The following is a 12,251-nucleotide window of genomic DNA, read 5'->3' on the forward strand; positions in this document are numbered from 1 at the left end:
CATCAGAGCGTCTGGGAAGCTGTCTGGGAAATCACGTTGGCTTGAGAAGGTTCTACTATCGGTTGCGGTTGATTGGGCTGTTTTCTCGTCTTAGGCAACATGTCCGGGCGCCAGCGGCGGTGCATCCAGAGCCATTGGCCCGGATTCTCGCGCACCCAGCCTTCCACCACCGCGGTCATCGCCTGCATGGCGCCGGCGACATCGATCACCCCGTCTGCGTTCCGCGGCAGATTTAGGGGCGGCGTCAGTTCCAGGCGGAAGCGGCCCTTGGGCAGGCGGACGACGCGGACGCCATGGACCGGGCAATCGTAGTGCCGGGCGAGCTTGGCGAGCAGCGGGTTGGCGAGGCACGGTCGGCCCATGAAGTCGACCACCACGCCGCGGGTGAAATGCTGGTCGATCAGCTGCCCGAGATGGCCGCCATTCTCGACCACGTCGCGCATGGCGAAGACGGCGCCGGGCGTGGACGCGGCGAGGCCGCCCATGGAGCGACGGCGGACCTCCTGGACGAGCCGGGCGGCGGCGGGATTGTTCGGCGGCCGGAACACCGCGGTGGCATCCAGGCCGAACTTGGCCGCGCAGATCGCCGGAAGCTCCCAGTTCGCGAGATGGGCCGAGAAGATCAGCCCCGGCTGGCCGTCATCGCGCAGGGTGGCGAAGTGCTCGATCCCGGCGACCTCGGTGCGCATCGGCTCCGTCGAGTCGGGATCGAAATCGAACAGCGCGTCGAGATGGGCGTATTCGGCTCCCGTCCGCCCGAGATTATCCCAGGCCTCTAGGGCGATCCGCTTCCGTTCCGCCTCCGGCATGTCGGGGAAGGCGCCGCGCAGGTTCGCCATCGCGGTGCGATGCGCCGGCAACAGGGGCCCGACCGTGCGCAGCAGCACGGCGCCGAACGCGGTGGCGCGATCCGGCCCGAGCGCGCGCGCCAGCCAGACCAGGCCGCGGATCAGCGGGATCATGGCGAAACCCGCGAGCCGCGGGAAGGACCGTCGAAGGATGAGGGCGAGGCGCAGCACGTTGGATTCCCGGGCACGATGCGGGCAGGCCCGGCAGTTCGCGTATAAGGCGAAGCTTAACCCATCTTCCGCGCCGTGCGATACGTTTCAGAGGCTGACGAGGATCTTCCCGAAGACCTTGCGGGATTCGAGGCGTTCGAGCCCCTGCGCGAAGTCGCCGAGCGGGTAGACCGTGTCAACGACCGGATGGATACCCAGGGCCATCTTGTCGAGCGCCTGCGCAATATTCGCCAGCGAACAGCCGAACGAGCCGGTGATGCGGTATTGCTGCTGGAACAGCTGCATCAGGTTCATGGTGGCCGAGACCCCCGAGGTCGAGCCGCAGGTCACCAGCCGGCCGCCGCGCTTCAGGCAGAGCAGCGAGCCGTTCCAGGTATCGGCGCCGACATGCTCGAACACCACGTCGACGCCCTTGCGCTTGGTCAGCCGCCGCACCTCGCCCTCGAACCGCTCGGTCCGGTAGTTGATGACGTGGTCGGCGCCGAGCTCCGCCGCCTTGCGGCCCTTCTCATCGTCGCCGACCGTCGTGAAGACCGTGCAGCCGATCGCCTTGGCCATGCGGATCGCCGCGGTGCCGATGCCGGACCCGCCGGCATGGACCAGCACGCTCTCGCCGGGCTCCAGCCGGGCATTGTCGAACAGCATGTGCTGGACGGTGCCGAAGGCGATGCCCGCGCAGGCGGCGTCGGTGTCGTTGACCCCGTCCGGCACCTTCACGGCAAGGCGGGCCGGCATAGTCACCAGCTCGCGGGCGAAGCCGTCGATGTGGAAGCCCATGACGCCGGACACGTCCTCGCAGAGGTTGTCGCGGCCCTCGCGGCAGGCCCGGCACCGGCCGCAGGTCATGGCTCCGTAGGGTACGACCCGGTCGCCCGGGGCCAGCGCGGTGACATCGGGGCCGACCGACTCGATCACGCCCGACGCCTCGGCGCCGACGATGAGCGGCATCTTCCGCTTGGCGAAGGCCATGCCGCGAAAGCCCCAGACGTCGATGAAGTTCAGGCCGACCGCGCGGATGCGGATCCGCACCTCGCCCGGCCCCGGTGCGCCGGGGGCCTCGACCTCGGTGAGGCGCAGGTCGCGGTCGCCGAATAGTTGCAGGGCTCGCATACTGTCTCTCATTGTTCCGGCGCCAGATAGCGCCGCCGCGCCCAGCCGACAGCGCGTCCGGCCTTGACCCGGCACCACGTGGTCCGGCTCGGCGTGTCGTTGGTGCAGCCGAAGACCAGGGCGCGGGTGCGGATCTCGCCGACCTGCTCGGAAGCGGGATCCGGCTCGGCGCGGATCGATAGGGGCTCGCCGGGGGGCAGCCCAGAGATCCGGTACGATTCCGGTTCGGCGGCAGCGCCGCCCGGGACGAGGGGCGCCGAGAGGCAAAATCCAGCGAGGAGGGCAAGGCGGGCGCGCATCGGCAGGTCGCTCAAACAGGGCGCGTGCGAGGGGAAGTCCGGGCTGCGGACTTATCACGGCCGGGGCGATAGCCGTGAGCCCGCGACGGTGGCGCGCGATCACGAAAGAAATCAGGTGCGGTGGACGCCCATCATCGCGGTGAGGCCGCCATCGACGGGCAGGACCGCGCCCGTGATGTAGGCGGCCGCGTCACCCATCAGGAAGGCGGCCAAGGCGGCGACATCCTCGGGCTGGGCGAACCGGCCTGCGGGGATCTGGCGCTCCATCCCGGCCCGGTAAGCGGCGTAGCGGGCCATCATGGCGGTATCGACGAAGCCCGGCGCGATGACGTTGACTGTGACGCCGCGTTTGGCGGTCTCGATCGCGAGCGTGCGGCAATAGGCGATCAGCGCGCCCTTGGTCGCCGCATAGGCCGCGTTGCCGGCATTGCCGCGGAGCGCCGCCACGGAGCCGATCGCGATGATGCGGCCAGTGCGCGCCTGGGTCATCGGGCGGACCAGGGCCTTGGCCAGGCGGGTCAGCGCGAAGAAATTGACCTGCATGGCCGTCTCGGCCCTGTCCTGATCGAACATCGCCGCAAGGGCGTCGCTCGGCTGGCCGGCATTGTGGACGAGGCCGTGATAGCTGGAATCCTCGGCCGCTGCGCAGAACGCGTCGAGGGCGGCCTTGTCGGCGAGGTCCAGGGCGTGCCCGGTGAAGCGGCGATCGGGATAGGCGGCGCGCAGCTCGGCGAGCAGCGCCTCGGCGGCATCCCCAGAGGCGCGGTAGGTGAAGTCGACCGCATGGCCCGTACCGGCCAGCGCGCGCACGATCGCTGCGCCGACGCCCGAGGCGCCGCCGGTGACGAGGACGCGGCGGGCGGCGCTCACGCCGGTTCCGCCCCGAACACCAGGCAGGTGTTCTGGCCGCCGAACCCGAAGGAGTTCGACAGGACGGTGCGGACCGGCAGATCCCGTGCGGTCTCGACGACGTCGAGGCCGATCGCCGGGTCCGGCACCCGGTAATTGATGGTCGGCGGGATGCGGCCGTTCCGGATCGTCAGCAGCGACACCGCCGCCTCGATGGCGCCGGCCGCCGTCAGCGTGTGGCCGATCATCGACTTGTTGGAGGTCACCGGCAGGGACGGCGCGCGGGCGCCGAACACCGCGGCGAGCCCCAACGCCTCCATCTTGTCGTTCTCCGGCGTCGAGGTGCCGTGGGCGTTGACCGTGTCGATCCCCTCGGGTCCGAGCCCGGCATCGTCCAGGCTGGCCCGGATCGCCGCGATCACCGGCGCCCCGTCCGGGCTCGACCGGGTGCGGTGGAAGCCGTCGCCCTTCTCGCCGCAGCCGAGCACGTAGCCGAGGATCCTGGCACCCCGGGCCACGGCAGCCTCAGCCTCCTCCAGGACGAGGGCAGCCGCGCCCTCGCCCATCACGAAGCCGTCCCGGTCCTTCGAGAACGGCTTGGAGGCCTCTCCCGGGGCATCGTTGCGCGTGGAGAGCGCCGAGAGCAGCGAGAAGCGGATCAGCGATTCCGGGTTCACCGAGCCGTCGGTGCCGATGCAGAGCGCCGCCGCGGTCTCGCCCCGGCGGATCGCCTCGACGCCGAGCTGGATCGCGGTGGCGCCCGAGGAGCAGGCGGTGGAGAGCGAGATCGGCGAGCCCTTGGTGCCGAAGCGGTCGGCAATGCGGTCGGCCACGGTGCCGAAGATGAACAGGTCATGCCAGGCGTCGAAGCGCCGGGTCGCGGCGGCCCGGAGCAGGCCGGCATAATCGACGTCGCCATCGCCGCCGGCCGCCTCGGCCAAGGCCTGGCGTTGCGGCCATTCCATCTCCACCGGCGGGACCGCGATGAACAGCGCCCCCGGGAAATCACCCGGCATGCCGATCCCGGCCTGCGCGACCGCCTCCTCGGCGGCCTCCGCGGCGAAGCGCTCAGACAGGAGCGGCGCGACCAGCGGCTCGGTATCGAGGAAATCCACCGTGCCGGCGATCCGGGTCCGCAGGCCCTCCGTGGAGAACCGGCCGATGGCGTGGATGCCGGAGCGGCCCGCACTCATGGCCGCCCAGGTGTCGACCTGGCCCTGACCGAGGGAGGAGACGACGCCGATGCCCGTCACCGCGATCAGCGGCCGGCCCCTGGCGTCGCGATAGGATCGCGCGCTCATGGTGCGTCTGTACGGGATTTTGGGGCGGCGTACACCCGTTCCGCGTGCGCCGTCCAGGCCCCGCGCCGCGCGGCGGCAAAACCCGTGATCGCTCGGAACAGCACTCGGGCCCCGGCCTCGATATCCGGCAGGCTCGCGAATTCCGCGGGGTTGTGGCTGATGCCGCCCCGGCAGCGCACGAACACCATGGCGATTGGCGCGATCGCCGCCACCGCCATGCCGTCATGGCCGGCGCCGCTCGGCAGGGCGAGGACGGGCAGGCCCTCAGCGGCCACCGCGTCCCGGACCAGCGCGGTCAGGGCGGAATTGCACGGCACTGCCGCGGCCTCATGCAGCGGGCGGATGTGGAGATCGAGGTGGCGGCGCTCCGCGATTCCCTTGCAGGCCGCTGTGATGTCGGCGAGCGCGGCGAGGCGCTGGCCATCGTCGGGGGCACGCAGATCGAGGGAGAAGCGCACCGCGCCGGGAATCGTGTTCACCGCACCGGGAAGCGCCTGGATCCGGCCGACGGTCCCGACCAGATGCGCCTCGCTCCGGCAGCGGGCCTCGACGGCGAGCACGCATTCGGCGGCGCCCACGAGGGCGTCGCGCCGCTCGCTCATGGCGACCGTGCCGGCATGGCCGGCCTCGCCGGTCAGGGTGAAATCCAGGCGGCTGGCGCCAGAAATCGCGGTGACGACGCCCACCGGCAGGTCGGCCTTCTCCAGCATCGGCCCCTGCTCGATATGCAGTTCGAGATAGCCGAGAACCGCATCCGGCGATCGTGCCGCAGATGCGATCGCCGCGGGATCGAGGCCGTAATTCCGCATCGCCGCGGCGAGGGTGACCCCGTCCGCGTCGGCGACATCGAGCACAGCCGGCTCGAGACGGCCCGCGAAGGCGCGGCTGCCGATCAGGGTCGCGGAGAAGCGCACGCCCTCCTCATCGGCGAAGGCCACCACCTCCAGGGCGTGCGGCAGGCGTATCCCGTCGCGGGCCAGCGCCTCGACGCAGGCGATCCCGGTGATCACGCCGAGCGGCCCGTCGTAGCGGCCGGCGTCGCGGACCGTATCGAGATGCGATCCGACGACGAGGGCCGGACCGCCGGGCTCGGGCCCCTCGACCCGGCCGATCAGGTTGCCAACGGCGTCGTGGCGCACCGCCATCCCGGCCTCGCGCATCCAGCCCGCGACCAGGGCCTCGGCCCTGGCCTGCTCGGGCGTCAGGTAGAGGCGGGTGATCGTGCCGGGCTCGGCCGTGATCGCCGCCAGCGCGTCGAGGCGCGCCTGGATGCGCGGGGCGAAGATCATTGCGCCGGCGGTTCCATCCGCGGCGCGTTGGCGAGCCGCAGCACCGTCTGCAGCAGGACGTCGGCGCCGGCCGCACAATCGCCCGGGGTGGCGGATTCCGATTCGTTGTGGCTTACGCCGTCCTTGCACGGCACGAAGATCATCGCGGTCGGGACCTTGGCGGCGAGGTTACAGGCATCGTGCCCCGCCCCCGAGATGATCCGCCGCCTTGCATGGCCGAGGCTCTCGGAAGCCTCGTCCACCGCCGCCACGATGGCAGGATCGAACGGCACCGGCTCCTTGCGCCAGATCCGGGTGAGCGCGATCTCCAGCCGGCGGCGCTCGGCGATCTCGGTGGCGGCCTCGCGCAGGCTTGCCTCCATGGCGTCGAGGGCGGTCGAGCGCGGGTCGCGCACGTCCACCGTGAAGGCGACGCGGCCCGGCACGACGTTGCGGGACGGCGCCAGGATCTGGGCCTCGCCGATCGTCGCCACCGCGGACGGCGCGTGCGCCAGGGCGATCCGCTCGGCCGCCAGGGCGAATTCTGAGAGCGCCAGCAGCGCATCCCGGCGCCGCGGCATCGGGGTCGTACCGGCATGGCTCTCGAAGCCGGTGATCAGGCCGTCGAACCACATGATCCCCTGGCCGCCTTCCACGACGCCGATGGTCTTGCCCTCAGCTTCAAGGATTGGGCCCTGCTCGATATGCAGCTCGACGAAGGCCCCGATCGCGCGGGCGCCCACGTCTTCGGCACCCCGATAGCCGATCGCGTCGAGCGCCTCGGCCACGGTGATGCCGGCGGCGTCGCGCTTGGCCAGGATCTCGTCGGTCGTGAAGTCGCCGGCATAGGCGGCCGAAGCCATCATGGCGGGGGCGAAGCGCGAGCCCTCCTCATTGGTCCAGTTGACCACCATCAGCGGCGCCTCGGTCTCGAGGCCGGCATCGTTCAGGCTGCGCATCACTTCGAGCCCGGCCAGGACGCCGAGCACGCCATCGAACTTGCCGCCGGTGGGCTGGGTGTCGAGATGCGAGCCGAAGGCGATCGGCGGGCGGCTCATGTCGCGGCCCGGTCGGACGGCGTATTGCGTTCCGAGCGCATCGACCGTCACCGTAAGCCCGGCCGCCTCGCAGGCATCCCGGAACCAGTCGCGGACCCGGCCGTCCTCAGGTGACAGCGTCAACCGGTTGATGCCACCGGCCGGGGTGCCTCCGAAAGCGGCGGTCTCCAGGATCGTGGCCCAGAGCCGTGCGCCGTCCGCGCGCAGGTTGTGGGTCTTGCTCGGATTGGTTTCGGCCATGGCGGGTCCTCTCACGGCGCGACGCCGTGCGGCAAGATCATCGAACGCCCTTATCGGGCGTTGCGCCGGCCGGGAGCAACGGTGATGCCAGGCGCCCCGGTCACACCGGCGGACGCCGCACCGGATTGGCGCGCAGCAGACCCTCGCCATCGATCTGCAGAGCGACGGCGATCTCGCCCAGGGCATTCGCCTCGATGCCGCTGATCCCATCCTGGTCGGCCACGTCGGCGGCGATCAGGAAGACGTTCTCACGCTGGCTCGCCGGCCGCTCGACGATTGCCGAGACGTGGCGCAGATTCTCGGCGCGGCCGAGGCGGGTGCGCGCCCGGGCAATGCCCTCGTACAGCTCCGTCTCCAGCATCAGCGCGTCGTAGCCCTTCACCAGGACCGGATCGGCACGCAGTCCGTGCAGGGCGGCGTCGAATTCCTCGCCGGCTACCTCGCCATCGGCCACGATGACGTTGGCCGCGGCCGAAACGGCGGCGAGCATCAGGGCTTTGTCGCCCGCATAGGCCGTCACGGTACGGCCGACACGGCTGAAAATGTCGCTCAGAAGGCTCATGCCGAATATTCGAGGTGTCCGCCGGAAAGCGAGGGATAGCAGAGTGCGGTCTGGAAGGAAGCCGCCTGGAAGAACCCGGACGACGCGACGCGGGTCCGGCTTCCCGACAGGATTTCGACGCGGACGCGTTTCAGAAATTCTCCGGCAACATGCGTAGGTGAATCATGCATCCAACCGCGTCCCCAGCGCGGTGGGCGGGAGCCCGGGTCCGCCATCCCCCCTCGGGCGGCCCCGGATCCATCTCAACGCCGTCGGGACGGCGCGCGGGTGGCCCCAACCGCGCCTGCCGTTCCGACGGCGGTCTCGCATCTGCGATCGCCGAGCGTGCGTCCCGCTTGTGCAGGGCACCGCGCGATTCGTGCCGGTCCGCTCAGGACCAGGCGCGGATCAGCTGTCTCACGCCGCAGCGGTGCGCCTGCGGGGCAGCGTCAGCGCCAGAACGGCTTCACGTCGAGCAGTTCGGAGCGCGCCTCCGCGGCGGCATTGAGCAGGTCCTGGGTGCTTGCATCGTCCAGAGCCGGCATCGGCCGCCCGCCGAGGCTTTCCGTCATCGACCGAGCGGTCTCGATATCGTTCAGCGCGCCGAGATGGTCCTGCAGGTCCGACAGCGCGGCGCCGAACTTGTCCTGACGGCGTCGAGCCTTCTTCTTCGGGAACAACTCGGCGAAGAATTCCGCCCCGTAGCGGAGTTTCTTCGCAGCGATCCGCGCCCGGTGACGGGTATGCGGGTCGAGCTTCTTCAAGCCGCGGCCACGCTTCTTCAGGCGCTCGCGGGCGCGGTCGAGGACATGGGCCGCGAAGGCTCGGCCGCCCTCGGCGGCGGCCTCCTGCTTGGCCCAGGCGCCGGCCTCGATCCAGCCGGCGAAGTCGATGATCAGCCCGCGCCATTGCGGGCTTTCCAGGGTCGCCAGCACGACATCGTAGGCTTTGGCGCGCTCGGTCTCGGCCAGATCCCGCAACGCGTCGAGATCCGCGTCCCCCGGACGTTCCTTGGCCAAGCGCGGCAGCGTCTGGCTGAGGAACACGTCGAGGTTGCGAGCGTGACCGAAGGGCTCGGTGACGCGCTTGATCTCGTCGCCGAAGCTGATCGCGCGCGGGTCGCTCTCCAGGATCGGGGCGAACAGCGACAGCGCCGAACGCAGCCGCCGCAGCGACACGCGCATCTGGTGCAGGGCCTCCGGGGCGTGACTCGCGAGGAAGGCGGTCTCGTTGAACCGCATATGGCGCAGGCACGCGCGCGCCACCCGGCGGAACACCTCGCCGGCGCTCGCATCGTCCGGCAATTCGACCGGCTCGGCCTTGACGACGGACGGGCCGGTGCCGTCGATCAGGGCAAAGCCGCGGCTGCTCTTGGCGGTGGCGCTCAGGCGCAGCGGCACGGTCTCGGCGAGGGTCTGGGCCAGGGCGAACAGGTCGGCCGGCTCACCCTCGGCGATCTCGAGCTCGACCTCGCAGATGGGAGAAGCGCCGGACGGGCTCTCGACCCGTCCCTCGTCCAGGGTCACGAGAATCCGCGACTCACCCTGCCGGACCGAGATCACCCGGCGGGTGATCATCGTGGAGAACAGGCGCTCCAGCGGCGCATCCGCCTTGCGCAGGACCTTCTCGGCCGCGGTGTCGGCCCAGGCCGCCGGATCGGGCGTCTCGCCCGCGATCTCGGTCTCCCACTCGGACCGGTCGAACAGGCCGACGCCGCCCTGCCCGGCCTTCACGGTCTGGATGTGCCGGCCGCCCTGATTGCGCACCCGCAGGGTGAGCCCGGCGGCGCGAAGGTCCTGATTCGGCGTGTCGTAATAGGTGCTGACGAGGAGCTCGGGCTCGATGCCTTCGGCCCCCTGGAGCCGCGGATGGGCCGCCAGCGCGGTCAGGTCGGAACCTGCGCAATCAAGCTTCAGCTCGATCTCGCGGGGGTCTGCCACGTCGTGGCTATCGGTCTCGCTCATGCTCTCCTCTTCGAAACGTCCGGTTCTTAACTCGGCGGAGCGCCCACCGGGTTGCATCCGAGCGTCACGATAATCGGTCTAGGCCGGGCCCTCGCGGCGTTGCAATCGCGGGCCGGCGTAATTTGGGCGTCAAACCGCGCCGGGTCGCCCGGCCCGGGCCCGGGTGCAGATCTTGAAGCGCTCCAAATTTACGCTTTCCCAAATCGGGAGGCCGTGGCAAAACCGATTGTCCACAATTGATCTGCCTCCTGTGCTCCGGCCCCGCCCGTTCGGCGGCGAACGGCACGACGCGGTGCCAGGTAGACGGAATCCCTCACTGTGAGAGCGGTGCGCCCCGCGTGGACGGTTGCGCCGCGGAGATCGTCGGGTCGGTGGCTCCCTTGAAGACACTTCTGGTCGGTGTGATCGGGCATGTGGATCACGGCAAGACGGCCCTGGTCCGGGCGCTCACGGGAGTCGAGACGGATCGGTTGAAGGAGGAGCGGGACCGCGGCGTCTCGATCGTCCCCGGCTTCGCGCTGCTGGCCTCCGAGCAGGGCGAGATCGACTTGGTCGACCTGCCCGGCCACGAGCGATTCGTCCGCGCCATGGTCTCCGGCGCGACCGGCATGCGCGCCGTGCTGCTGGCGGTCGACGCCAATGAAGGCATCAAGCCGCAGACGGTCGAGCATCTGGAGATCGCCCGTCTGATCGGCGTCCGCCGCGGCGTGCTGGCGTTGACGAAATCCGATCTCGCCACCCCCGCCACCATCGCGGCGCGCGCCGCCGAGATCGCCGCCGCCGCCGCCCGCGCCGGACTCGAGGCGCCGCCGGTGATCGCCACCTCGACCCTCACCGGCGCCGGGATCCCGGACCTCGCCCAAGCCCTCGCCGCCCTGCTGGCGGAGGCGGAGCCGCGGGTCGATGACGGGTTCCCCTACCTGCCGGTCGACCGGGTCTTTACCCGGGCGGGCTTCGGCACGGTGGTGACCGGCACGCTGCGGCGGGGGACGCTGGCGGTCGGCGACACGCTGGAGATCGTGCCCGGCGGTCGCAGCGCCGTGGTGCGCAGCCTCCAGATCCACGGCCGCCCGGTCGAGTGCGCCGAGCCTGGCCGGCGGACCGCGGTGGCCCTGCGCGGCGTCGGCCTCGACGAGATCGCCCGCGGCGACGCCCTCACGGTGCCGAACCTTCTCGCCCCGTCGCAATGGCTCGACGTCGCGCTCACCGCCGCGTCGAGCGCGGACGCCCCGCTTGCGGGCGGGAGCGCCTGCCGGCTCCTGTTCGGCACCACTGAGGTCGAGGCCCGGCTGCGGCTCCTCGACCGCGATGCGCTGGAACCGGGCGCGACCGCGCTGGCGCAGCTGCACCTCGCCGAACCGGTTACCGTGCCGGCCCGCGAGCCCTTCGTGCTGCGTCTCGATTCGCCGCCCGCCACGGTGGCGGGCGGCCGGGTGCTCGATCCGGCAAGCCGCCGTCGGCGGCGGCACGATGCCCGGGTTCTCGCGGACCTCGACGCGCTGGCAACGGGCAAGCCGTCCGATGCCGTGGCGGTTCGCCTGGTCCAGGCCGGTGCGGCCGGCGCGACGCTGCCCGACCTCGCCCGCGCGGCCGGCACCAGCCTCGAGCGGGCGCGGCAGATCCTCGCCGCCTCGGGCGCCCGGGAGGTCGGCAACCGGTTCATCGGGGCCCCGGCCTTCGCGTCGCTGCGCACCGCCGCGCTGACGGCCCTGTCCAGGCATCATCGGGACAACCCGATGGAGCACGGCATCGCGCTCGAACGCCTCGCCAAGCTCCTGTCGCTTCCCGAGCCCCTGACCGGACTGGTGCTGCGCGACTTGGCCGCGACCGGCGGCACGGTCCAGGCCGGCGCGCTGTGGCGCCGATCCGATTTCGACCCGGCCCGCAACGAGAGCGACACCGCGCGCAAGCTCGAGCAGCTGTTCCGCCGGGCAGGCCTCAACCCGCCCGACGAGAGCGAGGCGGTGGGCCGCGATGTCCGCCGGCGCGAGGCGCTGACCTATCTGGTCGGGGCCGGAACGGTCATCCGCGCGATCGACCGGGTTCAGCGCCGGGCGGTGCTGTTCCACCGGGAGGCGGTGGCGGTGGCCCGGACGCGGCTCGCGGAAGCGTTCCCGAACGCCACGACGCCCGAGACCGGCTTCCTGGCCCGGGAGGCGGGCGCCGCCCTGGGAATCTCACGGAAATTCTCGATCCCGCTCCTCGAGCATCTCGACGCCGTCGGCTTCAGCCGCCGGACCGGCGACCGGCGGGTGATCGTCGATCTGGAGCCGGGCGGGCGTTGAGGCGCCGATACCGGGGCTAGTAGCCCTCGCCCGGCCAGTCGCCGATGCCGGGCTCGTAACAGGTGTATCCGATCAGGCAGGCCGGGTTGTCCCGGGTCGGCCGGAAGGCGCGCCGGGCGATCTCGGTGATTTCGCAGAACGACCGGTCCCGCACGAAGCGGTCATAGGTCTGACCTCCTGTCCCGAGCACGATCGCGCCACGGGCCTGGACCAGTCCGGCCGCCTGCTGACAGGTCATGGTGGTGCTCGACGGGCGCGTCTGCGCCGCGGCGGGAGCCGCGACCATCAGGGCGGCCGTGGCGATCCGGATCATCATC

General features: G+C 71.2%; 11 protein-coding genes. 1 reads left to right on the plus strand and 10 read right to left on the minus strand.

Annotated elements, in window-relative coordinates; genetic code table 11:
- Nucleotides 1–2 precede the first annotated feature (2 nt).
- The 9 genes from AKJ13_RS08665 to AKJ13_RS08705 all read right to left on the minus strand — a co-directional run bounded on the left by AKJ13_RS08665 (nucleotide 3) and on the right by AKJ13_RS08705 (nucleotide 9,649).
- Nucleotides 3–1,019, minus strand: coding sequence for a lipid A biosynthesis lauroyl acyltransferase (locus AKJ13_RS08665; protein ID WP_050732979.1), 1,017 nt, complete (start codon nucleotides 1,017–1,019; stop codon nucleotides 3–5).
- A gap of 87 nt (nucleotides 1,020–1,106) precedes the next feature.
- Complete coding sequence (locus AKJ13_RS08670; RefSeq protein WP_050732980.1) at nucleotides 1,107–2,129, minus strand: zinc-binding dehydrogenase; 1,023 nt, start codon at nucleotides 2,127–2,129, stop codon at nucleotides 1,107–1,109.
- An 8-nt stretch (nucleotides 2,130–2,137) separates the two neighbouring features.
- A complete protein-coding gene (locus AKJ13_RS08675; RefSeq protein ID WP_050732981.1) occupies nucleotides 2,138–2,428 on the minus strand; it encodes a peptide-binding protein in 291 nt (96 codons plus the stop codon).
- A 111-nt stretch (nucleotides 2,429–2,539) separates the two neighbouring features.
- Nucleotides 2,540–3,298: an SDR family NAD(P)-dependent oxidoreductase gene (locus tag AKJ13_RS08680; protein WP_050732982.1), complete on the minus strand. Its 759-nt coding sequence runs from the start codon at nucleotides 3,296–3,298 to the stop codon at nucleotides 2,540–2,542.
- Nucleotides 3,295–4,578: a beta-ketoacyl-ACP synthase gene (locus AKJ13_RS08685; protein WP_050732983.1), complete on the minus strand. Its 1,284-nt coding sequence runs from the start codon at nucleotides 4,576–4,578 to the stop codon at nucleotides 3,295–3,297. The genes AKJ13_RS08680 and AKJ13_RS08685 overlap by 4 nt, the downstream gene beginning before the upstream one ends.
- A complete protein-coding gene (locus AKJ13_RS08690) occupies nucleotides 4,575–5,867 on the minus strand; it encodes an allantoate amidohydrolase (protein ID WP_244471554.1) in 1,293 nt (430 codons plus the stop codon). The genes AKJ13_RS08685 and AKJ13_RS08690 overlap by 4 nt, the downstream gene beginning before the upstream one ends.
- A complete protein-coding gene (locus tag AKJ13_RS08695; RefSeq protein WP_050732984.1) occupies nucleotides 5,864–7,144 on the minus strand; it encodes a Zn-dependent hydrolase in 1,281 nt (426 codons plus the stop codon). Before AKJ13_RS08695 ends, AKJ13_RS08690 begins: the two co-directional genes overlap by 4 nt.
- 100 nt (nucleotides 7,145–7,244) lie before the next feature.
- A complete protein-coding gene (locus tag AKJ13_RS08700) occupies nucleotides 7,245–7,706 on the minus strand; it encodes a tellurite resistance TerB family protein (RefSeq protein WP_050732985.1) in 462 nt (153 codons plus the stop codon).
- Nucleotides 7,707–8,134: 428 nt separating this feature from the next.
- Nucleotides 8,135–9,649: a CYTH and CHAD domain-containing protein gene (locus AKJ13_RS08705; RefSeq protein ID WP_082316894.1), complete on the minus strand. Its 1,515-nt coding sequence runs from the start codon at nucleotides 9,647–9,649 to the stop codon at nucleotides 8,135–8,137.
- Nucleotides 9,650–9,987: 338 nt separating this feature from the next.
- Here AKJ13_RS08705 and selB point away from each other — a divergent pair, with 338 nt between their 5' ends.
- The gene (gene selB / locus AKJ13_RS08710) at nucleotides 9,988–11,934 is read left to right on the plus strand and encodes a selenocysteine-specific translation elongation factor (RefSeq protein ID WP_050732986.1); all 1,947 of its coding nucleotides are present in this window, start codon (nucleotides 9,988–9,990) and stop codon (nucleotides 11,932–11,934) included.
- Nucleotides 11,935–11,950: 16 nt separating this feature from the next.
- Here the strand turns inward: selB and AKJ13_RS08715 are convergent, their stop codons facing one another.
- The gene (locus tag AKJ13_RS08715) at nucleotides 11,951–12,250 is read right to left on the minus strand and encodes a hypothetical protein (RefSeq protein ID WP_050732987.1); all 300 of its coding nucleotides are present in this window, start codon (nucleotides 12,248–12,250) and stop codon (nucleotides 11,951–11,953) included.
- Nucleotide 12,251 lies beyond the last annotated feature (1 nt).

This window comes from Methylobacterium sp. ARG-1 (genome assembly GCF_001262595.1).
Classification (GTDB): domain Bacteria; phylum Pseudomonadota; class Alphaproteobacteria; order Rhizobiales; family Beijerinckiaceae; genus Methylobacterium; species Methylobacterium brachiatum.

What these genes read in the sequence shown, in the direction of transcription:
- AKJ13_RS08670 (WP_050732980.1), bottom strand. Translation starts at nt 2,129, where the DNA reads ATGCGAGCCCTGCAACTATTCGGCGACCGCGACCTGCGCCTCACCGAG.
- AKJ13_RS08675 (WP_050732981.1), bottom strand. Translation starts at nt 2,428, where the DNA reads ATGCGCGCCCGCCTTGCCCTCCTCGCTGGATTTTGCCTCTCGGCGCCC.
- AKJ13_RS08685 (WP_050732983.1), bottom strand. Translation starts at nt 4,578, where the DNA reads ATGAGCGCGCGATCCTATCGCGACGCCAGGGGCCGGCCGCTGATCGCG.
- AKJ13_RS08690 (WP_244471554.1), bottom strand. Translation starts at nt 5,867, where the DNA reads ATGATCTTCGCCCCGCGCATCCAGGCGCGCCTCGACGCGCTGGCGGCG.
- AKJ13_RS08695 (WP_050732984.1), bottom strand. Translation starts at nt 7,144, where the DNA reads ATGGCCGAAACCAATCCGAGCAAGACCCACAACCTGCGCGCGGACGGC.
- AKJ13_RS08700 (WP_050732985.1), bottom strand. Translation starts at nt 7,706, where the DNA reads ATGAGCCTTCTGAGCGACATTTTCAGCCGTGTCGGCCGTACCGTGACG.
- AKJ13_RS08705 (WP_082316894.1), bottom strand. Translation starts at nt 9,649, where the DNA reads ATGAGCGAGACCGATAGCCACGACGTGGCAGACCCCCGCGAGATCGAG.
- AKJ13_RS08715 (WP_050732987.1), bottom strand. Translation starts at nt 12,250, where the DNA reads ATGATGATCCGGATCGCCACGGCCGCCCTGATGGTCGCGGCTCCCGCC.